This is a genomic window from Cryobacterium frigoriphilum, assembly GCF_004403305.1.
GTDB lineage: Bacteria > Actinomycetota > Actinomycetes > Actinomycetales > Microbacteriaceae > Cryobacterium > Cryobacterium frigoriphilum.
Genome location: NZ_SOHE01000053.1, coordinates 52,007 through 73,427 on the forward strand (window position 1 = coordinate 52,007; position 21,421 = coordinate 73,427).

Annotated in this window: 20 protein-coding genes; 11 read left to right on the forward strand and 9 right to left on the reverse strand. The window is 66.8% G+C overall.

Annotation, left to right across the window (positions count from 1 at the left end; translation table 11 throughout):
* Positions 1-15: 15 nt before the first annotated feature.
* On the reverse strand, positions 16-1,164 hold the full coding sequence (pdhA, locus tag E3T55_RS12085; protein ID WP_134519818.1) for a pyruvate dehydrogenase (acetyl-transferring) E1 component subunit alpha: 1,149 nt from the start codon (positions 1,162-1,164) through the stop codon (positions 16-18).
* Between the two features lie 144 nt (positions 1,165-1,308).
* Here pdhA and E3T55_RS12090 point away from each other — a divergent pair, with 144 nt between their 5' ends.
* From E3T55_RS12090 to E3T55_RS12120, 7 genes are read left to right on the forward strand one after another with little or no spacing between them, the layout of a single operon-like run.
* Positions 1,309-1,782 (forward strand): Lrp/AsnC family transcriptional regulator, encoded by a 474-nt coding sequence (locus E3T55_RS12090; RefSeq protein WP_134519819.1) that lies wholly within the window; start codon positions 1,309-1,311, stop codon positions 1,780-1,782.
* Between the two features lie 56 nt (positions 1,783-1,838).
* Positions 1,839-2,324 (forward strand): NADH-quinone oxidoreductase subunit B family protein, encoded by a 486-nt coding sequence (locus E3T55_RS12095; protein WP_134519820.1) that lies wholly within the window; start codon positions 1,839-1,841, stop codon positions 2,322-2,324.
* Positions 2,321-4,366 carry a proton-conducting transporter transmembrane domain-containing protein gene (locus E3T55_RS12100; protein ID WP_134519821.1) on the forward strand — a complete coding sequence of 682 codons (2,046 nt, stop codon included), beginning with the start codon at positions 2,321-2,323 and terminating at the stop codon, positions 4,364-4,366. The genes E3T55_RS12095 and E3T55_RS12100 overlap by 4 nt, the downstream gene beginning before the upstream one ends.
* Positions 4,363-5,325 (forward strand): respiratory chain complex I subunit 1 family protein, encoded by a 963-nt coding sequence (locus tag E3T55_RS12105; protein ID WP_241993032.1) that lies wholly within the window; start codon positions 4,363-4,365, stop codon positions 5,323-5,325. Before E3T55_RS12100 ends, E3T55_RS12105 begins: the two co-directional genes overlap by 4 nt.
* Positions 5,326-5,333: 8 nt before the next feature.
* Positions 5,334-5,993 (forward strand): hypothetical protein, encoded by a 660-nt coding sequence (locus E3T55_RS12110; RefSeq protein ID WP_134519822.1) that lies wholly within the window; start codon positions 5,334-5,336, stop codon positions 5,991-5,993.
* Complete coding sequence (locus tag E3T55_RS12115; protein WP_134519823.1) at positions 5,993-7,531, forward strand: proton-conducting transporter transmembrane domain-containing protein; 1,539 nt, start codon at positions 5,993-5,995, stop codon at positions 7,529-7,531. Before E3T55_RS12110 ends, E3T55_RS12115 begins: the two co-directional genes overlap by 1 nt.
* Positions 7,531-9,090, forward strand: a complete 1,560-nt coding sequence (locus E3T55_RS12120; RefSeq protein ID WP_134519824.1) for a hydrogenase large subunit — start codon at positions 7,531-7,533, stop codon at positions 9,088-9,090. The genes E3T55_RS12115 and E3T55_RS12120 overlap by 1 nt, the downstream gene beginning before the upstream one ends.
* 79 nt (positions 9,091-9,169) lie before the next feature.
* Here E3T55_RS12120 and E3T55_RS12125 read toward each other — a convergent pair whose 3' ends face one another.
* The 5 genes from E3T55_RS12125 to E3T55_RS12145 form a co-directional block, all read right to left on the reverse strand.
* On the reverse strand, positions 9,170-9,451 hold the full coding sequence (locus E3T55_RS12125; protein WP_134519825.1) for a hypothetical protein: 282 nt from the start codon (positions 9,449-9,451) through the stop codon (positions 9,170-9,172).
* A 65-nt stretch (positions 9,452-9,516) separates the two neighbouring features.
* Positions 9,517-9,858: an ArsR/SmtB family transcription factor gene (locus E3T55_RS12130; protein ID WP_134519826.1), complete on the reverse strand. Its 342-nt coding sequence runs from the start codon at positions 9,856-9,858 to the stop codon at positions 9,517-9,519.
* 74 nt (positions 9,859-9,932) lie between these two features.
* Positions 9,933-10,823: a GDSL-type esterase/lipase family protein gene (locus E3T55_RS12135; RefSeq protein ID WP_134519827.1), complete on the reverse strand. Its 891-nt coding sequence runs from the start codon at positions 10,821-10,823 to the stop codon at positions 9,933-9,935.
* A 174-nt stretch (positions 10,824-10,997) separates the two neighbouring features.
* A complete protein-coding gene (locus E3T55_RS12140) occupies positions 10,998-13,286 on the reverse strand; it encodes a polyribonucleotide nucleotidyltransferase (RefSeq protein ID WP_134519828.1) in 2,289 nt (762 codons plus the stop codon).
* A gap of 167 nt (positions 13,287-13,453) precedes the next feature.
* A complete protein-coding gene (locus E3T55_RS12145) occupies positions 13,454-14,542 on the reverse strand; it encodes an LLM class flavin-dependent oxidoreductase (protein WP_134519829.1) in 1,089 nt (362 codons plus the stop codon).
* Positions 14,543-14,638: 96 nt separating this feature from the next.
* Here E3T55_RS12145 and E3T55_RS12150 point away from each other — a divergent pair, with 96 nt between their 5' ends.
* Together E3T55_RS12150 and E3T55_RS12155 are read left to right on the forward strand one after the other, a co-directional pair.
* On the forward strand, positions 14,639-16,333 hold the full coding sequence (locus tag E3T55_RS12150) for a glycoside hydrolase family 13 protein (RefSeq protein WP_134519830.1): 1,695 nt from the start codon (positions 14,639-14,641) through the stop codon (positions 16,331-16,333).
* Positions 16,334-16,484: 151 nt separating this feature from the next.
* The gene (locus tag E3T55_RS12155) at positions 16,485-17,183 is read left to right on the forward strand and encodes a GDSL-type esterase/lipase family protein (protein WP_166791775.1); all 699 of its coding nucleotides are present in this window, start codon (positions 16,485-16,487) and stop codon (positions 17,181-17,183) included.
* Here the strand turns inward: E3T55_RS12155 and E3T55_RS12160 are convergent.
* The 3 genes from E3T55_RS12160 to E3T55_RS12170 form a co-directional block, all read right to left on the reverse strand.
* Entirely contained in the window at positions 17,155-18,747 is a 1,593-nt protein-coding gene (locus E3T55_RS12160) for an amino acid permease (RefSeq protein ID WP_134519832.1), read from the reverse strand. The two genes, E3T55_RS12155 and E3T55_RS12160, sit on opposite strands and share 29 nt — an antisense overlap.
* 164 nt (positions 18,748-18,911) lie before the next feature.
* Positions 18,912-19,181: a 30S ribosomal protein S15 gene (rpsO, locus tag E3T55_RS12165; protein WP_134519833.1), complete on the reverse strand. Its 270-nt coding sequence runs from the start codon at positions 19,179-19,181 to the stop codon at positions 18,912-18,914.
* Positions 19,182-19,295: 114 nt separating this feature from the next.
* Positions 19,296-19,628: a hypothetical protein gene (locus tag E3T55_RS12170; RefSeq protein WP_134519834.1), complete on the reverse strand. Its 333-nt coding sequence runs from the start codon at positions 19,626-19,628 to the stop codon at positions 19,296-19,298.
* A 449-nt stretch (positions 19,629-20,077) separates the two neighbouring features.
* Here E3T55_RS12170 and E3T55_RS12175 point away from each other — a divergent pair, with 449 nt between their 5' ends.
* Entirely contained in the window at positions 20,078-20,431 is a 354-nt protein-coding gene (locus E3T55_RS12175; protein WP_134519835.1) for a DUF7882 family protein, read from the forward strand.
* 8 nt (positions 20,432-20,439) lie between these two features.
* Positions 20,440-21,405: a bacteriorhodopsin gene (locus E3T55_RS12180; protein WP_166791776.1), complete on the forward strand. Its 966-nt coding sequence runs from the start codon at positions 20,440-20,442 to the stop codon at positions 21,403-21,405.
* Positions 21,406-21,421: the final 16 nt, after the last annotated feature.

The following is a 21,421-nucleotide window of genomic DNA, read 5'->3' on the forward strand; positions in this document are numbered from 1 at the left end:
GATCGAGAATAGTCATCAGACGGATGCTCCTTTACTGCTGGTGCTGCTGCTGGTACTGCCGGCACTGTCAAAACTTGCGAGATATTCCGCGTAGCCGTCGCGTTGCCCGTCGAGGGTGGCCTGCGGCGTCGTGTAGACGTGGTCGAACACGCTCAGGGGGTGCGGGTCGGGCAGCGCGATGCAGCCGGCGCGCAGTTCGGCCGCGGCAGCATCGGCGTGGGCCGCGACCGCCGCCTCGAACTCGGGCGTGAACAGGCCTTCAGCCTCGAGCAGGCGCCGCAGTCGCAGGATCGGGTCGCGCTTGGCCCAGGCGGCGAGGTCGGCCGGATCCCGGTAGCGGGTGGGGTCATCCGCCGTCGTGTGCGGGCCCATGCGGTAGGTGACGGCCTCGATGAAGGTCGGACCATTGCCGGAGCGGGCCCGGTCGAGGGCGACCCGGGTCGCGGCCATCACGGCGAGCACGTCGTTGCCGTCGACGCGCAGGGCCGGGATGCCGAATCCCGGTGCCCGGTTGGCGATGTGCACGCGGGCCTGCAGCCCGACGGGCTCGCTGATGGCCCACTGGTTGTTCTGACAGAAGAAGACCACGGGCACCTGAAAGCTTGCGGCGAAGACCATGGCCTCGTTCACGTCGCCCTCGCTCGTGGCCCCGTCGCCAAAGTAGGTGACGGCGACCGCGTCGACACCGTCAAACTGCGCGCCGAGCGCCCATCCGGTGGCGTGCAGGGTCTGCGCGCCGATGATGATCGCCGGCACGGCCATGCCGACGGATGCGGGATCCCAGCCGGACTGCGCGCTGCCGCGCCACATCTTCACGAGGTCGGTCAGGCCGACTCCGCGGCAGTAGGCGACGGCGTTCTCACGGTAGCTCGAGAAGACGAAGTCATCCGGGCGCAGCGCCCGGGCGGAGCCGATCTGGGCGGCTTCCTGGCCGAGCAAAGGCGGCCAGAGCCCGAGTTCACCCTGACGCTGCAGGGCCGTTGCCTCGACGTCGAGCCGGCGCACCACGACGAGGTCGTCGTAGAGCGCCCCGAGCTCGGTCGCGCCGATGTCACGCACCCAGCGGTCAAACTCGGGGTTGGGCACGCGGCCGCCGTCTTCGTCGAGTAATTGAATGAAATCGGGCGGTTGAAGCAGGTCAGAGTCTGGAATAAGTTCGGGCATGAGCCGCTCCTAGCGTCATTGCTAAACGTCGAGCTAAAGTTGATGTGAGCGTAGTTCGCAGGTGACAGAGGGCACAACCGCCCTGCTTTTGATTGAGCAATGTGCCCTATCCGGGTGGTGTTTTGCGTGTTAGCGTGTGGCACTATGCACAGCTTCGACCGCACCGACATTCAGCTGCTCCGCGCCCTGTGCACAGAGCCGCGCAGCACCGTCGTCGCCCTCGCCCAGCGCCTCGGTCTGTCCCGCAATACCGTGCAGGCGCGCATGGGCCGCCTCGAAGAAACCGGCACCTTTCTGGCCTTCGATCGACGCATCAACCCGGTCGCGCTCGGCTATCCGCTGACGGCCTTCATCGAGGTGCACGTGCAGCAGAAGCGGCTGGCCCGGATCGTGGATGAGCTGGCCCGCATTCCTGAGATCGTGCAGGCGCACGGCATGAGCGGCCCCGCCGACCTGCTCGTGCGCGTGGTCTGCCGGGATGCCGACGACCTGTTTCGCATCGACGGCACGATCCTGGCCTGCGAGGGCGTCGACCGTACCGAAACGTCTCTCGCCATGGGCGAGGTCATCCCGTTTCGACTCGCTCCGCTGCTCGATCGCGCCGCCCGATCGGGCTGAAATCTATTTGCTAAATTCATCATATAGAGATATAAAGAAGTAATGGGAAGTCTGAAGTGAGCGTTCTGAGGTTGGCCACCCTCATAGGTCGAGGTCACCACATCGCGGAACCGGCTCCCGAGAGGCCGCCCCTGTTTCCGGGGGCCGAGGTTCTCGGCGGCAGCGTGCAGGTGCGGTTCATCAATGCCGGGGGCTGCAACGACTGCCCCCTCGAGGTCACCGCCGCGTTCGGCCCGGTCTACGACGTTGAGCGCTACGGCGCCCGGCTCGTGCCGTCACCTCGCCACGCCGACGTCTTGCTGATCACCGGATCGGTGACCCGCAACATGGCCGAACCCCTGCGTCGCACGATCGAAGCGACCCCCACACCCCGATTCGTGATCGCGGTCGGCGACTGCGCCCTCACCGGCGGTGTCGCCGGCGCCGGCTACGGCGTGGCCGGCCCCCTGCGTGATTTTGTGCACATCGACATCGAAGTACCCGGCAGCCCGCCGGAACCCGCCGCCATCGTGCGCGCCCTGCGTCAGCTGACCGGCCGATGAGCCCGATCGCCGCCGGACTGCTGCTGCAGCTCACGCTCGCCGCGGTCGCCGTGACCATCGCCCTGCTCGTCGCACCGACCTGGCGTTCCCGTGCCGTGGGCCTCACGAGCGCGGCCCTCGCCGCGGTCGGTCTCGCGACCGGCCTCGTGGCGATGACCGGTGCCACCGGAACCCTCACGATCCCGGTCGTGCTGCCGATGGATGCCCTCACCCTGTCCCCCGACCGGCTCGGCGGCCTCTTCATGGCCGTCGTCAGCGCTGTGGGCCTGATCGTGTCGCTCTTCGGCATGAGCTCGGCCCGCCGCGGCCCCGAGGGCAGCCGCACCGCCTGGGCCGCGATGCCCGTCTTCCTCGTGGGCATGCAGCTCGTTCCGGCCGCCGCCGACTCCGTCTCCTTTCTGCTCGCCTGGGAGATCATGACCCTCGGGTCGACCGTGCTGTTGCTCGCCGACCACGCCGCGCGGGCATCCGTCTCCTCCGCCGGCATCTGGTACTCGGCCATGAGCCAGCTGAGCTTCTTCTTCATTCTCGCCGGCTTCGCCGTGCTCGCCGGGGCGACCGGCGGCACGAGCTTCACCGCGATGGCAACGGTCGAGCCCGGCAGCTTGGCCGCCAACCTCGCCTTCGTGCTCTTCGTGCTCGGCTTCGGCGGCAAGGCCGAACTCGTACCCCTGCACGTCTGGGTGCCGCGGGTGCTGCCCGAGGCCCCCAGCCACGTCTCAGCCGCAATGAGCGGCGCGATGGTCAAGATCGGTGTCTACGGCGCCCTCGTCGTCTGCGTGCGGCTGCTGCCCGAGGCCCCGGCCTGGTGGGGAATCATGATCATGGTGCTCGGCGGGGCATCCGCTCTGTACGGAATCCTGCAGGCCTCGGTGTCGAGCGACCTCAAGGTGCTGCTGGCCTACTCGACCACCGAGAATATGGGCCTGGTCTTCCTCGGCCTGGGTGCTTCGATGCTGCTGCGCAGCTACGACGCCACCGCGGCGGCGGATACCGCGCTCGTCGCGGCCCTGCTGCTCGCCGTGAGCCACGCAGCCTTCAAGGCGACCCTGTTCCTCGGCGCGGGCGCGGTCATCCACGCGACCGGCGAACGCAATCTCGACCGGCTCGGCGGCCTCGGCCGGCGCATGCCGTGGACCGCGGCCGCGTTCGGCGTCGGCGCCATGGGCGCCGCAGCCCTGCCGATCACCTCGGGCTTCGTCGCCGAGTGGATGCTGCTGCAGTCACTCATTCATGGCGGCCGACTGAACGGCGAGGTCGTCTCGGTGGCGGCCTCCGTCGCCATGCCCCTCGCTGTGGCCGTGATCGCCCTCACCGCGGGCCTGGCCCTGATGACGTTCGTGAAGGCCTATGGCATCGCGTTCCTCGCCCGGCCGCGATCTCCCGAGGCAGCGGATGCCCGTGAGGTTCCGCTCCTGATGCGCCTGGCCCTCGCCCTCGGCGCCCTCATGGTGCTCGCCCTGGGCCTGCTGCCCGGCCCGATCTCGGAGGCTGTGCTCGCCACGGTCGCCTCGAGCGGCACCGGAGCGGCGGCCGGCTCTGCCGAGACCGCGGTGGCAGCGATCGGCGTCTCCGGGGTCGCCCTGCCCGGCATCGGCGCGGTGCTCGACCCGCTGCTGCTGACCGTGCTGGCCGCCCTCGTCGGCGTCCCCGTGCTCATCGCCATCGTGCTCTCGGCGGCCAAACACCCCGCGCGCACCAATGACCTGCCCTGGGGCGGCGGCGGCTCACGAGCCCGGCCGCGCATGCAGTACACCGCGACCTCCTACGCCGAGCCGCTCGTGCGGGTCTTCGACGACGTGCTCAAGCCCACACGCGACGTGCAGGTCACCCACGTCGGTGAATCCCGCTACCTCGTCGAGCGGGTCCAGGTGGAACAGAAGGTCACGGACGTATTCGAGACCCGGTTCTACCGACCCATGCTCAACCTCCTCCAGCGTTTCGGCATCATCGTGCGGCACGTCGCCAACGGCAGCATCCACCGCTACCTCACCTACTCCTTTACCGCCCTGTTGATCGTGCTGATTGTGGTGTCGCTGTGACTGTGCAGGATCTGAACTGGCCCGCCGTGGTCATCGCCCTCGTGCAAGTCGTGCTGTTCGTCGTGATCTCCCCGCTTCTGGTCGGCCTGATCCGTCAGGTGCGCGCCCGCATCGAGGGCCGCCGCGGTGCCGGCATTCTGCAACCGTGGCGCGACCTGCGCAAGCTGCTCGGCAAGGAGCCGGTGCGTGCCGTCGACAGCAGCTGGATGCTGCGGGTCGGCCCGGTCGCCCTCGTCGTCTCGAGCCTGTTGCTGTGCGTGCTGCTGCCGCTCGTTGGCGCCCTCTCGCTCGATTTTCTGCCGAGCGACCTGTTCGTGATCGTCTCCGTCATGCTCATCGGAGTTGTCGCCCTGGCCCTCGTCGGCCTCGACGGCGGCACCGCGTTCGGCGGCATGGGTTCGAGCCGGCACATGACGGTCGCGGCGCTTGTCGAACCGACCCTGCTGCTCTCGGTCTATGCCCTGTCGATCCCGGCCGGCACCTCGACGCTGTCGCTCATCGTCGGCACCCGGCTCGACTCCCCCGGGGTCATCATCTCGCCGGTCAGCGTGCTGGCTCTCGTCGCCCTGTCGATCGCGATCATGGCCGAGACCGGGCGGCTGCCCATCGACAACCCCGGCACCCACCTGGAAGTCACGATGTTGCACGAGGCGATGACGCTCGAGGCCTCCGGCCGTGATCTGGCCTGGCTCGAACTCGGCTCCTGGCTGAAGCTCGCTGCCCTGCTCGGCCTCGTCGGCAACCTCGCCTTCCCGTGGGGTGTCGTCACCGAGTTCAGCGTGCTCGGCGTGTTGATCGGTGCCGCCGCAATCACCGTGAAGGTGCTGCTGCTCGGCGTGCTGCTGAGCGTCGGCGAGGTCTTCCTCGCCAAGGTACGCCTGTTCCAGGTGCCCGAACTTCTCGCGGGGTCGTTCGCCCTCGCGTTCCTCGCCGTAACCGCTTCCTACCTGGTCGCTTAGGAGCATCCGTGTTTGACAGTGTGTATGCCCAACTGGTCGGTCTGTGCACCGGCGCCCTGCTGCTGACGAGTGCCCTGATGGTGTGGCGACACACCCTGCTCGCCTCGATCCGGCTGTTGTCGGCGCAGGGCCTGTCCCTCGCCGCCCTCGTCGCCGTGATCGGCGTGCAGGAGAACGAGGTCGAGCTGCTCTTTGTCGCGCTGCTGATCGTGGCGACGAAGGGCGTCGGCCTGCCCTGGGTGCTGGCCCACGAGTCCGAGGCCGGCGTCAGGGCGATCAAGGAAGCGCCACGGCTCAACCCGACGGCGTCGCTGCTGATCGTGACGATCCTGACCATCCTCAGCTACATCGTGGTGAGCCAGTTGATCGGCCTCGGCACGAGCGTCACCTCGCACGCCGCGCCAATCGGCCTGGCGATGGTGCTCATCGGTTTTCTGCTGCTGATCTCCCGCCGCCGCGCCCGCTCGCAGCTGATCGGCTTCCTGCTGCTCGACAACGGCATCGCGACGATCGCCTTCCTGACCAGCGGCGGCGTTCCCATCCTTCTTGAATTCGCGGTGTCGCTCGACGTTCTGCTCGTCGTCGTCATCCTGTACGTCTTCGCCGGCCGCATGCGCACCAAGTTCGGCGGAACCGACGTCGATCAACTCAGAGAGCTGCACGACTAATGTCATTCGCCCTATTGACTCCCCTGGTCGGCCCGCTCGTGCTGGCCGTGCTCAGCCTTGCCCTCGGGTCGAGCCCGCTGCGCCGGTTCCTCGGCCTGGCTTCGAGCATCGTCGTGCTCGGCTCCGGCATTGCGCTCGTGACCGCGGTCATGAACGATCAGGTCCCGACGGCCGGCGGCGGCATGCTGCGGGCCGACGCGCTCTCGGCCTACATGCTCACCGTCGTGGGCGCCGTCGGCCTGATCTCCACCTGGGGCGGGCTGAAGACCGCTGCCGACAGCCGCGGGCAGGGTGCCGGCATCTTCGAGGCCCTGATCTCGCTGTTCCTGGCGGCGATGAGCCTCGCGGTGCTCGCCGACAGCATCGGCCTGATGTGGGCGGCGATCGAGGCGACGACCATCACCACCGCCTTCTTGGTCGGTCACCACCGCACCCGCACCTCGCTCGAGGCGGCCTGGAAGTACGTCATTCTCGGCAGCGTCGGCGTCGCGATCGCCCTGCTGGGTATCGTGCTGATCTACGCCGCGAGCCGGGAGACAGAGACTCCCACGCTGTCCTGGCTGCTGCTGAGCCAGGCTGGCCTCTCCCTTGACCCCGCCCTGATCACCGCCGGTGGCGCCCTCGCCGTACTCGGATTCGCGACCAAGGCCGGCCTCGCCCCGATGCACAGCTGGCTGCCCGACGCACACAGTCAGGCGCCGGCGCCGGTCTCCGGGCTGATGTCCGGGGTGCTGCTCGCGGTCGCGCTCTACGCGATCCTGCGCATCCAGACCATCACGAACCTCGTCATCGGGCCGGATTTTCTGCGCACCATGTTGAGCATCGGTGGTCTGCTCTCACTCGCAATCGCCGCGTCGCTGCTCATCCGCCAGGTCGATTACAAGCGGATGCTCGCCTACTCCAGCATCGAGCACATGGGCCTGATGGCCCTCGGTGTCGCGATCGGCCCGGCCGCGCTGCCCGCCGTGCTGCTCTACATGCTTGGCCACGGCCTGATCAAGGCGACGCTGTTCGTGATCTCCGGCCGCATCCTGCACATCGAGGGCACCCCGGTGATCAGCAACGTGCGGGCGCTGCTCGCCCGCCGGCCCGGACTTGCCGTGCCCTGGCTCGCGGCCATGGCCGCGCTCGTCGGGTTTCCGCCGTTCAGCATCTTCTTCTCCGAGGTCGGCATCATCATGGCCGGCTGGGCCGAAGGCATGGGCCTGGTCGTCATGATCGCCCTGTTCCTGCTGCTCGTCATCTTCGCCGGACTGACCCGCCTGACGGTGGGCATGGTTCTCGGCTCGCCGACGCCAACGCCCACGCCCGCCTTCGTGTCGGCGACGGGCTCGATCCCCTCCGGGTCAACCCAGTCGATCGCGACAATCCAGTCAGGGCCGGGCGACGAGACCCTGCTGGTGCGGGACTTCTCGACCCACGGGCCGATCCTGCCGATCATCCTCGCCCTCGCCGTCACGGCGAGCGTCGCCTTTATCGCCCACCCGATCGGGGACCTCCTCGAACGTGCGGTCTCCGTTCTGGGAGGGACGAACTGATGACAGAACCCCTGACCAGTCCTCAGAAGACCCAAGCCCCTCTGGCACCGATAACCGAGTTTCGCTCGGTCAGCCGCGACGACCTCAGCGCGGCGGCATCCGCCCTGCTCTCCCCCGGCGCGGCGGGCGAGAGCTTCCGGCTGGCGCTCGTGGCCTGCCACGACGAGGGCGATGAGTTCCGCATCGTCTACGTCTTCGCGGCCACCGCACGCCTCGTGGAACTCACCGTGCGCATCCCGAAGACGGATGCCTGGATCCCGTCCCTGGCGCACCTCTCGCTCGCCGCCGGTAACTTCGAACGCGAGATGCGCGACCTGTTCGGCGTGCGCCCGCACAACCACCCGCAGCCGCACCGCCTCGTGCGTCACGGGCACTGGCCGCGCGGCTGGTACCCGATGCTCGCAGGCCTCAACCCGATGCCCGAGTTCGAACCCGATGTGGAGTCCTTCCCGTTCGTTGAGGTCGAGGGCCCCGGCGTGTACGAGATCGCCGTCGGGCCGATTCACGCCGGTGTCATCGAACCTGGACACTTTCGCTTCTCGGTCGTCGGCGAGACGATCGTGCGCATGGAGGCCCGGCAGTATTATCTGCACCGCGGTATGGAGAAACTGTTCCAGGGGCGCGAGCCCGCCCGTGGCATCGAGCTGGCCGAGCAGATCAGCGGCGACACCGCGATCGGGCATTCACTCGCCTATCTGATGGCCGTCGAGGCAGCCGCCGACATCGAGGTCAGCGAACCCGACCGTCTGGTGCGGGCCGTGCTGCTCGAGATGGAGCGTTTGTACAACCACGTCACCGACCTCGGGTCGCTCGCCAACGACACGGGTTTCGGCGTCGTCGACGCGCACGCCCAGCAGCTGCGCGAGACCCTGTTGCGCATCAACAAGTCGGTCACCGGCCACCGGCTGCTGCGCGGCGCGCTGAGCCTCGGCGGCGTGTCGGTCCGTACCCTTCCCGACCCGGTCGAACTGCGACGCATCGCGGCCGCGATGGCCGAAATCGTCGCCGTCACCCTGAGCCACGCCATTGTGCGTGACCGGTTCACCGGCACCGCTGCGCTGCCCACCACGCAGGCTCGCACGATCGGCACCCTCGGCTATGTCGCTCGGGCCTCTGGCCTCGGCGTCGACGCCCGGCGTGATCACCCGTTCGTCGAGCTCGGCGACGCCTTCGAGGTCGTCACCGAAACCGGCGGCGATGTACTCAGCCGCTACCAGGTACGGGCACGGGAATTCCAGGTGTCGACGGCCGTCATCATCGGGCTCATCTCGCGCCTCGACGTGGCGTTCCCCGAAACTAGACTCGGCAGCGGTCGCGTCGCCGAGGTCGGTGCTGCTACCGGTATCCGCTCGGGGCTGGGACTTGTCGAGGGTTGGCGCGGCACGATCGCACACCGAGTGGAACTGGCCCCCGACGGCACGGTCGGCCGCGAAAAGGTCGTCGACCCGTCGTTCCTGAACTGGCCCTCGCTGCCAATCGCCCTGGCCGTGACGATCGTTCCCGACTTCCCGCTCGCCAACAAGAGCTTCAACCAGTCCTACGCCGGAAACGACCTGTAGCCTCTGCAGCTCAGTCGGAAGCCACCCGTGGGCGGGTCTCGCCGCCCTCAGGCGCCGCTGCCGTCAGACTCCGCACAAGTCAGGCTGTGGTCTGGCACCACGCCGCTACCGGGTTCGCCACCTGCAGGTCTGCGACGAGCACCACCGAGGGACGCGCGTCGACGCGGTGACCCACAACGCCCTCTCCCCTGGGCGCGCGCGTCGGTGCCACCACGCTCACGTGCACACGCGAATCCCCCTCCAGAGCCTTGGGCAATGACAGGCCGTGGAGCACGGCCGCTGTGGAATGGCTGAAGAAGCCGGCCAGCGGCATCCTCGCCTGGAACGCCCGGCAGCGATCGAACAGGGTGCGCACTGTCATGACTCCACGCGTTTCGCGCGGGTGAGGCGTCACAGTGTGGTTGCGAGATCGGGCGCCCGTGCGGACTACTTCGGTTCCTGCTCGAGGGTGCGCAGCACGGCGTGCGAGTCCGTGAGGTTGGCCACCAGCATCCGCCTGGCCGCATCGAGCAGCTCGGCGACGTTCCCGTCGCGCAGGGCATAGAAGATGGTATTGCCCTCGCGGCGGGTGACTACGACGCCGGCGCGGCGCAGCACGCCGAGCTGCTGCGACAGGTTGGAGAGTTCGCAGCGCAGTTCCTCGGCGAGGCTGCCGACCGAACGCTCGCCGTCGACCAGTTCTTCCAGAACCTGCACGCGTAGCGGATGCCCCAGCGCCTTGAACAGGTCGGACTTCAGTTGGGCGACGGGCTGGCCAGGAGATAACACAGGTTTAGCATATCGCTAACTTGCAATTCTTTCAACTAGGTTACTCCTGACCCGGCACCACGCCTGCCGCACAGCTATGGCCGCCGCAGCACCCCCTCGTTCAGCAGCGCCCGGTAGTAGCCCAGGGAATTGCCGAGTGCGTTCGGGTGAAAGTTGATTGCCGCGAGCGGATCAGCGGGATTGTAGGCAATGAACGGAAGGCGAGACCCGATTCCGTGCCCGGCAAACTCCTGCGTCGCATCAACATAGACGACCCGCGGGTTCGCGACGGCGGCGACGGCGAGCTGAATCGTCTGGTTCAACAGCACCGTACCCGCGTTGAATGTGTCGCCGAAGGCAGAGATGCCGGGCTGGAACTGCAGCGGGTAGTTGAGCACGGCGATTCGAGCCGAGGGCAGGGCCTGGGCAATGCCCGCATACGTGCCCACGAGCATCGCACCGACGGCCGGGAGGCTGGCAATACTGGCGTCGATGGCGGCCTGGCACACGGGCAACGCCGGGTTAGGCGCACACGCCGCGGCAATCACGTTCGAGCCGGCGTCGATACCGCCCACGGTGAGCGTCACGAGCTTTGTCGACGGGCTCACGCCGACGAGTTGGGCCTGGATACTTGCGGCACTGGCCCCGGAACACGCCCGGTTCGCCGTGAGCCGGTACGGACTCAGCAGGCCCGTCACTGTCGGGTAGCCGCCGTAGCGGCTCACCAGACACGTGCCCGACGCCGTCGTGTACGGCGGTGCGCCCTGGCCAGAGGTGTATGAATCGCCGAGCGCGACGTATCCGTTCGACGATGTCGTCAAGAGGGGCGCGGATGCCGCCATCGTCCCGGACGGCAGCGACGTTGCCGCCCCGGCCGTGGCCGGTACGGCACCGACGCCGGCGACCAGTCCGAGAATGAGCAGGCCGAGGCCCAGAGCCCCGCGGGCGCCGAAGCGCGACAAAGAAGTGCTCGAATGTGATTTCATGCCGGCACCATACTCCCGTGGCAGAGAATTCCACGGTCTATCCCGGCCTCATCCACCACCGCTCGGTGCCGAGTCCGGTGCCGGGTGCGCAAAAGGCCCGCACTGCCGAAGCAGAGCGGGCCCTTCGTCTTACCGGCACACCTGGCGAGAGGTTGGCCGGCAGACCTTATCTGACTACGCTTCGACGGTTCCGTCGACGCTGACGGATGCCGCAGCGCGGCTGTCCGTGTCAGCAGAATCTTCGAGCACCGGAGCAAGCGACAGCTTGCCACGGTCATCGATCTTGGTGATCTCAACGAGCACCTTCTGGCCAACGCCGAGAACGTCTTCGACGTTCTCAACGCGCTTGCCACCAGCAAGCTTACGCACCTCAGAGATGTGCAGCAGACCATCCTTGCCCGGAAGCAGCGAAACGAAGGCTCCGAACGCGGCGATCTTCACGACGGTTCCGAGGAACTGCTCGCCAACCTCGGGGTTGGTCGGGTTCGCGATGGCGTTGACCTGGGCGCGGGCGGCCTCGGCCGACGGTCCGTCGACGGCGCCGATGTACACGGTTCCGTCTTCCTCGATCGAGATGTCGGCACCGGTGGTGTCCTGGATCGAGTTGATCGTCTTGCCCTTCGGGCCGATCAGCTCGCCGATCTTGTCGACCGGGATCTGCACGCTGATGACGCGGGGCGCGGTCGGCGCCATCTCGTCGGGAGCATCGATCGCGGCGTTCAGCACGGAGAGGATCGTGGTGCGGGCTTCCTTCGCCTGCGTCAGCGCGCCCGCCAGGACCGAGGCGGGGATGCCGTCGAGCTTGGTGTCGAGCTGGATCGCGGTGATGAATTCGCTCGTACCGGCAACCTTGAAGTCCATGTCGCCGAGTGCGTCTTCGGCGCCGAGGATGTCGGTCAGGGCCGCGTAGCGGGTCTGACCGTCAACGGTGTCGCTGATCAGGCCCATGGCGATGCCGGCGACCGGGGCGCGCAGCGGCACTCCGGCGTTCAGCAGCGAGAGGGTCGAGGCGCAGACGGAACCCATCGAGGTGGATCCGTTGGAGCTGAGCGCCTCGGAGACCTGACGGATGGCGTAGGGGAACTCCTCACGCGTCGGCAGCACGGGAACCAGGGCACGCTCGGCGAGCGCTCCGTGGCCGATCTCGCGGCGCTTCGGCGTTCCGACGCGGCCGGTTTCACCGGTCGAGTAGGGCGGGAAGTTGTAGTTGTGCATATAGCGCTTCTTGGTGACCGGGCTCAGCGAGTCGATCGACTGCTCGAGCTTGAGCATGTTCAGCGTGGTGACGCCCAGGATCTGGGTTTCGCCACGCTGGAAGATGGCCGAACCGTGCACGCGCGGGATGACCGCAACCTCGGCGTCGAGCGGACGGATGTCGGCCAGGCCGCGTCCGTCGATGCGCACGCCCTCGTTGAGCACGCGGGTGCGCACGACGAGCTTGGTGACCGACTTGTACGCGGCGGAGACCTGGTTCAGGGCGCTGGCGTCGAGCGTGCCGGCCTCGACCTGGGCCGCGATGGCGTTCTTGACGGATGCCTTGAGCGCGTCATCGGCGTCCTGGCGGGCAACCTTGTCGGCGATCTGGTAGACGTCCTTGAGGGCGTCATACGACAGGGCGGCAACCGCGTCGTAGGTGGCGCTCTGGTAGGGCGGGAACAGGCTGTAGTTACCGGTGGGCTTGGCGGCCTGGTCGGCGACGACCTGCTGAGCGGCAATGAGCTGCTTGATGAACGGCTTCGAGGCTTCGATGCCGCCGGCGATGACCTCTTCGTTCGGCGCGATGGCGCCGCCCTTGATGAGCGTCCACGCGTTGTCGGTCGCTTCCGCCTCGATCATCATGATCGCGACGTCCTGGCTGCCATCGGCATCCGTCACAACGCGGCCGGCGACGACCATGCTGAACACGGCGTCGGAGAGCTGCGAGTGCTTCGGGAAGGCAACCCACTGGCCGCCACCATTGCTGTCGGGCATGAGGGCGACGCGAACGCCACCGATGGGACCGGAGAACGGCAGGCCGGCGAGCTGCGTCGACATGGACGCCGCGTTGATCGCGAGCACGTCGTACAGTTCGTCGGGCTCGATGGCCAGAACCGTGATGACGACCTGGATCTCGTTGCGGAGGCCGTCAACGAACGACGGACGCAGCGGCCGGTCGATCAGACGGCAGGTGAGGATCGCCTCGGTGGAGGGGCGACCTTCGCGGCGGAAGAAGCTGCCCGGGATGCGACCCGCGGCGTACATGCGCTCTTCAACGTCGATGGTCAGCGGGAAGAAGTCGAAGTTGTCCTTCGGCTGCTTGCTCGCGCTCGTGGCGGAGAGCAGCATTGTCTCTTCGTCGATGTAGGCGGCGGCCGAGCCCTGCGCCTGCTGGGCGAGACGGCCGGTTTCGAAGCGGATCGTGCGGGTGCCAAACTTACCGTTGTCGATAATGGTTTCGGCGAATGTGATTTCTGGACCCTCCATGCGGGGGTTCTCTCCTTTTTTTAGACTCGTTTGCCCGTGTGGCGTGCGAGTGGGGCACGGGGACGAGGAGCAGAAACACGCACAGTGCGCTTGCTACCGGCCCGCCCAGGTGCTGCGGCTGGCCCATAATCGGGCCTCCGCAAGCCTAACAGACGCCTGCCGGGCGTCTACCTTGAGCCGGTCGCGGCGGCAGCGGCCAGCCGGCCAGCGTGCGTCGGCCCGCTGGGCACGTTCGCGGGGCGATTCAGGGCAAGCTCACGCCGCAGCACCGGAACGACCTCACCGCCCAGAATGTCGAGCTGTTCCAGCACCGTCTTCAGGGGCAGTCCGGCGTGGTCCATCAGAAACAGCTGGCGCTGGTAGTCGCCAAAGTGATCGCGCATGCCGGCGTAGCGGTCGATGACCTGCTGCGGGCTGCCGACGGTCAGCGGGGTCTGTTCCGTGAACTCCTCGAGAGACGGTCCGTGACCGTAGACCGGCGCGTTGTCGAAGTAGGGGCGAAATTCGTCCACGGCGTCCTGCGAGTTGGCGCGCATGAAAGCCTGACCGCCGAGGCCGACGATCGCTTCGGCGGCGGGGCCGTGGCCATAGTGCTCGAAGCGAGCGCGGTAGTAGCCGATGAGCTTCATATAGTGCTCCTTGGGCCAGAAGATGTTGTTGGCGAAGAAGCCGTCACCGTAGAACGCGGCCTGCTCGGCGATTTCGGGGCTGCGGATGCTGCCGTGCCAGACGAAAGGCGGCACCCCGTCGAGCGGGCGCGGCGTCGACGTGAAGCCCTGCAGCGGGGTGCGGAACTGGCCCTCCCAGTCGACGACGTCGTCGCGCCACAGTCGGCGCAGCAGAGCGTAGTTCTCGAGGGCCAGCGGAATGCCCTGGCGAATGTCCTGCCCGAACCACGGGTACACCGGGCCGGTGTTGCCGCGGCCGAGCACGAGGTCGACCCGTCCGTCGGCGAGGTGCTGCAGCATCGCGTAGTCCTCGGCGAGCTTCACGGGGTCGTTTGTGGTGATGAGGGTCGTCGCCGTCGAGAGAATGATGCGCGAGGTCTTCGCGGCCAGGTAGCCCAGCAGCGTGGTCGGCGACGACGGCACGAACGGCGGGTTGTGATGCTCGCCGGTGGCGAAGACGTCGAGTCCGACCTCCTCGACCTTTTCCGCGATCGCGACCATCGAGCGGATGCGCTCGTGCTCGGTGAGCGAGCGACCGGTCACCGGGTCGACGGTGATGTCTCCGACGGTGAAGATTCCGAACTGCATGAGCACCATCCAATCCCGAGCAGACTCAGTCGTCGCTGTTCCCGCAGGCACCATACGCTGGAAGGGCCCAGCCACCAACGGTGAAAGGAACAGTCCATGGAGGATACCGCCGCCCCGAAGCTCCCTGCGACCCCCTGGTGGACCCGGGCTGTGGTCTACCAGGTGTATCCGCGCAGCTTTGCCGACTCGACCGGCGATGGCATCGGTGACCTCGGCGGCATCCGCGGCAGGCTCGATCACCTGGCCGAGCTCGGCGTGGATGCGATCTGGCTCTCGCCGGTGTATCCGTCACCGCAGCACGACAACGGCTACGACATCAAGGACTACCAGGACATCGACCCCATTTTCGGCAGCCTCGCCGAATTTGACGCTCTGCTCACCGAGGCCCACGCGCGCGGCCTCAAGATCGTGATGGACCTCGTCGTCAATCACACGAGCGACGAACACCCCTGGTTCATGCAGTCGCGCTCCTCGGCCGACAACCCCAAGCGGGACTGGTACTGGTGGCGGCCCGCCGCCGAGGGCGGCGGACCGCCCAACGGCTGGGGCAGCGCCTTCAGCGGCCCGGCCTGGACCCTCGACCCGACCACCGACGAGTACTACCTGCACCTGTTCGCCACGCAGCAGCCCGACCTCAACTGGGAGAACCCCGAGGTACGCCGGGCCGTCTACTCGATGATGAACTGGTGGCTCGACCGCGGCGTCGACGGCTTTCGCATGGACGTCATCAACTTCATCGCCAAGCACACCGAGCTGGTCAGCGGCCCCCAGCGCAGCCTCGACGGCGGCTCCCCGATGGGCCCGCAGATCCACGACTACCTGCAGGAGATGCACGCGGCCGTTTTCGCCGGGCGAAGCGGGGAGCACCTCACGGTGGGTGAGATGCCGGGCGTCACGATCGACGACGCGCTGCTCTTCACCGACCCGGCCCGCGCCGAGGTCGACATGATATTCCAGTTCGAGCATGTCTCGCTCGACCAGGGCGAGTCCAAGTTTCACGCACTCCCCCGCAGCCTGCCGGCCCTCAAGGCCAGCCTCGGGCGCTGGCAGACCGGCCTCGCCGCCACCGGCTGGAACAGCCTCTACCTGAACAACCACGACCAGCCGCGACTCGTGTCGCGCTTCGGCAACGACACCGAGTTTCGCTACGAATCGGCGACCCTCTGGGCGCTCGTGCTGCACCTGCACCGCGGCACCCCGTACATCTATCAGGGCGAAGAAATCGGCATGACCAACGTGCGCTTCGAGTCGATCGACGAGTACCGCGACATCGAATCGCTGAACCACTACCGGGAGGCAGTGGCCGAGGGCGACCAGTCTCCCGCCACCGTGCTCGCGGGGGTGCACGCGATGGGCCGGGACAATGCCCGCACACCGATGCAGTGGGACGCATCCGCTCACGCCGGGTTCACGACCGGCACCCCCTGGATCGCCGCGAACCCGAACTACACGCAGGTCAACGTTGCCGCGGACCGGGCCGGCGACCGGAGCATCTTTCGCTTCTACCAGCGGCTGATCGAGCTGCGACACACCCTGCCCACGGTCTGCCTCGGAGACTTCACGATGCTCGAGCCGCAGCACGAGTCGCTCTACGCCTTCACGCGCACGCTCGGTGCCGAGACCCTGCTGGTGGTGGCCAATGCAGCGGATGCCCCACTCGACATGCCGCTGCCGGCCGACGTGACCGGAGCCGAACTGTTGCTCGGCAACTACCCGGCGAGCAGCGGGGCAGCCCTGCGACCCTGGGAAGCCCGCCTCTACCGCCTCGCGGCTCACACGGCAAATTCATAGCCCGCTCACAGCCCCCGTCCGGTGGCAGAACGATCGGCGACCCTCCAACTGGTGTCAGTCGTGCCCGCAATGTATGACGACAAACGGTCGTTCTGTCCCTACAGTGGGAGTGAACACGGGGGCAGTCATGTTAGAAGTTTCGAGAATATTAATGGCACCGCTGGTGCGCGCGTGGGCCGCACTGGCCTTCGAGGGCAAGGATTCCGTGCCACGCCCAACGGATCGTCCGCGCTCCCACGCGCCAGGTCCGGACCCCGACAGCGTGCTCGTGTTCGGCAGCGGCCCCGCCTCCGGCTGGGGCGTGCGAACCCACGATCTCGCCATTCCGGGCTCCCTCGCCCGCGCACTGGCCGCCCACACCGGTCGCGGCGCGGACGTCGATCTGAACTCCAACCCTCTGGGCAGGATCACCGACGGCTTTCACGACCTGGTCGGGATCGACCTCTCGGGATTTGACGCCGTGATCGTCACCCTCGGCGTCAACGACGCCGTCGAGCTGGTCTCGCCGAAGATCTGGCAATTCGAACTCGCGCGCATCCTGACGCACATCTCCGAACACACCCCGCCGCACACCCGCATCTACCTGCTGGGGATCCAGCCCATTCGCACGATTCCGGTGTTCGACAATCGTTTCTTCGGCACGCTGGCAGACCGCCACGCGACCGCACTCAACAAACTGACCGAAGCGCGCTGCGCGATGATGCCCCGCACCACGTTTGTTCCGCTGACCGGGCGCCCCTTCATCGTCGCCGGACGCTACCGCACGTCAACGGACTACCACCAGTGGGGTGAATTTCTGGCGACCGAAATGGCCGCCAACCTCACCGCGACGAGTCTGAGCCGTCGCTGACGACCGCCGCTGTGGCGGCGTCGACCCTGGCAGCCTCAAGCCGTGCGGCCTCCACTTTGGCGGCCTCAACTTTGGCGGCCTCAACCTTGGCGGCCTTCAGCTTCAGGCCCAGCACCGAGTGACGGCGACCGTACAAGAAGTAGACGGCGAAGCCGATGACCAGCCAGACACCGAATCGTGCCCAGGTCAGGGTCGTCAGGTTGAGCATGAGCCAGACACAGAGCACCGCCGACAGAATCGGCAGGAACGGTGAGAACGGTACCTTGAAGGCCCGCGGCAGGTCGGGGCGGGTCTTGCGCAGCACCACGACGGCGATGCTGACGAGCACGAACGCCGACAGCGTGCCGATATTGATCATTTCCTCGAGCACACCCACGTCGGTGAGCCCGGCGATCAGCGCGACGGCGAGCCCGGAAATGATCTGGATGCGGGCCGGCGTGCGACGCTTGTCCGAGGTGACGCTGAGCCAGCGCGGCAGCAGGCCGTCCCGGCTCATCGCGAACAGCACCCGGGACAGTCCGAGCAGCAGCACCATGATGACGGTCGTCAGACCGACCAGAATGCCCACCGAGATGATCTGCGCGGCCCAGCCCGCACCGACCGAGACGAACGCCGTCGCCAGCGAGGCATTCGGGTCGTCGGCGAGAACCGTGTACGGCACCATACCGGTGAGCACGAGGCTGACGCCGATGTAGAGCACGGTCACGATCGCGAGGCCCGCGAAGATGCCGCGCGGCAGGGTCTTCTGCGGGTTCTTGACCTCTTCGGCGCTCGTCGCGACGACGTCGAAGCCAATGAACGCGAAGAACACGAGCGAAGCGCCGGCCAGCAGGCCAAACAGGCCGTACTGCGCCGGGGCGGCACCGGTCATGAACGAGAAGAGTGACTGCATCCACACGTCGCCCTCCCCCTGCGGGGTCGGCACCGATTCGGGAATGAAAGGGGTGTAGTTCTCGAGCTTGATGTAGAACGCACCCGCCACGATGACGAAGACGACGATCGCGACCTTGATGATCGTGAAGACGCTCGCGACGCGGGCGGAGAGCTGGGTGCCGAGCACGAGCAGGGTGGTGAAGATGGCAACGATGACGAACGCGCCCCAGCTCACGTTGAGGCCGACGACGTTGATGGTCGACGGAACGTCCCAGCCGGCGAGGTCGAAGACCGTGCTGAGGTAGATGCCCCAGTACTTCGCGATCACGGCCGCGGCGGTCAGCATTTCGAGAATGAGGTCCCAGCCGATGATCCAGGCCAGCAACTCGCCGAGGGTCGCGTAGGTGAAGGTGTAGGCGGAGCCGGCGACCGGCACGGCCGACGCGAACTCGGCGTAACACATGATGGCGAGCGCGCAGGTGAAGGCAGCGAGCAGAAAGGCGAGGGTGACGGATGGCCCGGCGTAGCTTCCGGCGGCCTTGGCACCGACCGAGAAGATTCCGGCACCGACGGCGACCGCGACGCCCATGATCATGAGGTCCCAGGTGCCCAGGGTGCGTTTGAGACTGTGGCCCTTTTCCAGCGAGTCGGCTATGGAATCTTCAATACTTTTGGTGCGCCAGAGACTCATCGCTGCTGCGTCCGTTCATTCAACTAGTTCCGCGGAAGGGCCGGTGAGAGGTCGCAGTGCCGCTGAGGTCACCGTCATCACTCGTGCCAAGGATCAATGTTAGACCCGGCATGCAAAACGGGCCGCCACCTGCAAGGTGACGGCCCGTTTTCAAGAAGTTCGCGTTATCGACGAAGTCCGAGCTGTTCGATCAGCTTGCGGTAACGACTGATGTCGATGTCCGAGAGGTAACCGAGCAGACGGCGACGCTGACCAACCATGAGGAGCAGGCCACGACGCGAGTGGTGGTCGTGCTTGTGCTCCTTGAGGTGCTCCGTCAGTTCGACGATGCGTGCAGTGAGCATCGCAATCTGAACTTCAGGGGACCCGGTGTCACCGGGATGGGTAGCGTACTTTTCGATGATCGCCTTCTTAGCGTTGGGCTCGAGTGCCATAGATGGGATCCCCTTTCTCTCACTGCGCGGTGCCCTTGGCAGAATGCCTGAGCTCTCTTTGTCCGCGGCCGTTGAACGGCAACCTCAATACTTTAGCAGAGTCTTGAGCTGGCCTCAGCGTCGGGGCGGCGCCGCGACCAGGTTGAGCCGGCGCAGCGGTTTCGCCGACAGCGCGGCGACCGCGTCCGTGAGGCTCAGGAAGGTGCTGAACTCAATCAGCGAGCCACCGATCCTGGTGACCTCGTAGCTGCCGCCGACGAGCTGGATGAACCCCAGGATCGCCGAGGAGCTGCCGACCGCGGTGGAGGAGTCCGAGACCATCCATTCGGTCGGGGACAGCTCGGTCGTGCTGCCGATATCGGGCTCGGAGATTGTGGCGCGAGTGCGACGCGACGACACCGTGTGTGAGGCCGGCACGGTATGAATGGACAGTCCGCGTAGAGGCATGAACAGCTCCGATCTGCAGGTGGAAAAACTATCATCCGCTGATGAGGACAGACTATCCGAACGTCCCCGCCACCGATATCGCCGCCACACCCCCCAAACTCCCGGCACTAACGGGGGGTCGAACTGCCCCTGTCAACCCGTATCGCTCAGGGGTTTTTCTCTCCATACTGGGGTCTGATCAAAGGAGATATATTCGTGCTGATGACCTGCCCGCACTGCCGTGCCGCCGCCAAACTGGCCCCAAACCCGTCCATCCAGGGGTTCACGTCCGAACCCCGCTATCGTCTGACCTGTTCCGGCTGCACCGAAACCACGGTGGGCCAGCCCGCGAACGCGGCGGGCAGCATCCGGTCGGCGATTCTCGTAGCGGCCTGAACACAGCAGCGACCTGAGAAAAGTCCCATCGTGTTCCCCGACGCCCGCTAGGGTGAAGCAACACTGGGGGCACGATGGGCACACTGCTGTACGGCAATTCCGGCATCGTGATCAGCTTTGACGATCGCGCTTTAATGCACCTGCAAATCGTCATCAGCGCCAAGCTCCGTCGCCGGGAGAGCTTCGTTTTCTCGTGGATCGACGCGGCCGATGCCAGCAGCGGTCGCAGCGCCATCTGGCTCGACCCGGCGAGCACCCTCTACTATCGGTACTTCGGCAGCCGCGTTCCCACCATCAACCGGGAATGGATCGACGCCCTGATGCTCTCGGCCAACAGCGCCGGCGGGCTCGTTTTCATGTCCGAGCCGCCTCCCGCGGTGTCGGGCGCGGGGCCGCAGCACGTCGTCCCGGCATCGCCGGCACGGTGATGAACACGATGGCTGCCACGATCGTGGCGCCGTGGACGGCCACCCTGACCGAAGCGCAGTACCTGCTCACGCAGTACTTTCTGGTCTTGGCGGGTCTGGCCCTGTTCGCCGGCTTCGTGCGCACCTGGATGACCCAGGGCGAGGTCGGAGCGCGCTACCGGTCGGCCGTCGTGGCTCGTCTCTCGGTCATGGGCGTCGCGTTTCTGAGCTACGTCTATATGCTGATCAACCTCCGGCTCGGGTACGACCTCACGGTGTCGGGGTACGTTCCCAACGAACTGGCCATCAACGCGATGGTGCCCCGATTCATGGAGTGGTCGCTGACCGTTCCCCTGCTGAGCGTCGAACTTCTCACCGTGTGCACGCTCGTCGGCACGGCCGCGCGGCGCACCCGCATCGCGGCGATGGGCGGCGGGTTCCTGATGATCTTCACCGGCTTCCTCGGGGCGGTCGTGATTGGCGGCGGCACGAGCCTGACCGCCCTGCTCGTCTGCGGCAGCCTCTGCGCGGTGTTCTGGATCTTCACGATGAGCGTGCTGATCCGCCAGGTGCGGCGCTCCCTGCCACAGCTGACCGTCGAGTCGGCCGACCTGCTGCGCTCGGCAACCATCGTGCTGCTCTCTGGCTGGTTCATGTATCCGGTCATGTTCATGATCCCGATGCTCGGTTCGGGCGGTGCCTGGACCACCGCCATGCAGATCGGCTACAGCGTCGCCGATATTTTCGTCAAGGTCATCTTCTGCGGACTGGTGCACCGCGTCGCCAAGCTCCGCACCGCCGAAGACGTACGCTCCGGTCTCGACGTGCACCCCGAAGCGATCTGGATCTCCTCGATCAAACAATCGGATGCCGGACTCCCCCGCGAAGTCTTTCTCGACGACGCCTCGACCGTTCACCACCGGCGGCCCAGGCCGCCGCTGAGCTCAGCGGTCGCGGCCGCGCCGACCAAGATGCCCGGCTACACCGAAACCTGACCCGCCGCGCATTTGT

Excerpts from the sequence above, each read along its gene's own strand:
- E3T55_RS12145 (WP_134519829.1), bottom strand. The coding sequence starts at position 14,542 with ATGCAGTTCGGAATCTTCACCGTCGGAGACATCACCGTCGACCCGGTG.
- E3T55_RS12135 (WP_134519827.1), bottom strand. The coding sequence starts at position 10,823 with ATGAAATCACATTCGAGCACTTCTTTGTCGCGCTTCGGCGCCCGCGGG.
- E3T55_RS12175 (WP_134519835.1), top strand. The coding sequence starts at position 20,078 with ATGGGCACACTGCTGTACGGCAATTCCGGCATCGTGATCAGCTTTGAC.
- E3T55_RS12125 (WP_134519825.1), bottom strand. The coding sequence starts at position 9,451 with ATGACAGTGCGCACCCTGTTCGATCGCTGCCGGGCGTTCCAGGCGAGG.
- E3T55_RS12120 (WP_134519824.1), top strand. The coding sequence starts at position 7,531 with ATGACAGAACCCCTGACCAGTCCTCAGAAGACCCAAGCCCCTCTGGCA.
- pdhA (WP_134519818.1), bottom strand. The coding sequence starts at position 1,164 with ATGCCCGAACTTATTCCAGACTCTGACCTGCTTCAACCGCCCGATTTC.
- E3T55_RS12090 (WP_134519819.1), top strand. The coding sequence starts at position 1,309 with ATGCACAGCTTCGACCGCACCGACATTCAGCTGCTCCGCGCCCTGTGC.
- E3T55_RS12140 (WP_134519828.1), bottom strand. The coding sequence starts at position 13,286 with ATGGAGGGTCCAGAAATCACATTCGCCGAAACCATTATCGACAACGGT.
- E3T55_RS12100 (WP_134519821.1), top strand. The coding sequence starts at position 2,321 with ATGAGCCCGATCGCCGCCGGACTGCTGCTGCAGCTCACGCTCGCCGCG.
- E3T55_RS12155 (WP_166791775.1), top strand. The coding sequence starts at position 16,485 with ATGGCACCGCTGGTGCGCGCGTGGGCCGCACTGGCCTTCGAGGGCAAG.
- E3T55_RS12150 (WP_134519830.1), top strand. The coding sequence starts at position 14,639 with ATGGAGGATACCGCCGCCCCGAAGCTCCCTGCGACCCCCTGGTGGACC.
- E3T55_RS12115 (WP_134519823.1), top strand. The coding sequence starts at position 5,993 with ATGTCATTCGCCCTATTGACTCCCCTGGTCGGCCCGCTCGTGCTGGCC.
- E3T55_RS12160 (WP_134519832.1), bottom strand. The coding sequence starts at position 18,747 with ATGAGTCTCTGGCGCACCAAAAGTATTGAAGATTCCATAGCCGACTCG.
- E3T55_RS12170 (WP_134519834.1), bottom strand. The coding sequence starts at position 19,628 with ATGCCTCTACGCGGACTGTCCATTCATACCGTGCCGGCCTCACACACG.
- rpsO (WP_134519833.1), bottom strand. The coding sequence starts at position 19,181 with ATGGCACTCGAGCCCAACGCTAAGAAGGCGATCATCGAAAAGTACGCT.
- E3T55_RS12180 (WP_166791776.1), top strand. The coding sequence starts at position 20,440 with ATGGCTGCCACGATCGTGGCGCCGTGGACGGCCACCCTGACCGAAGCG.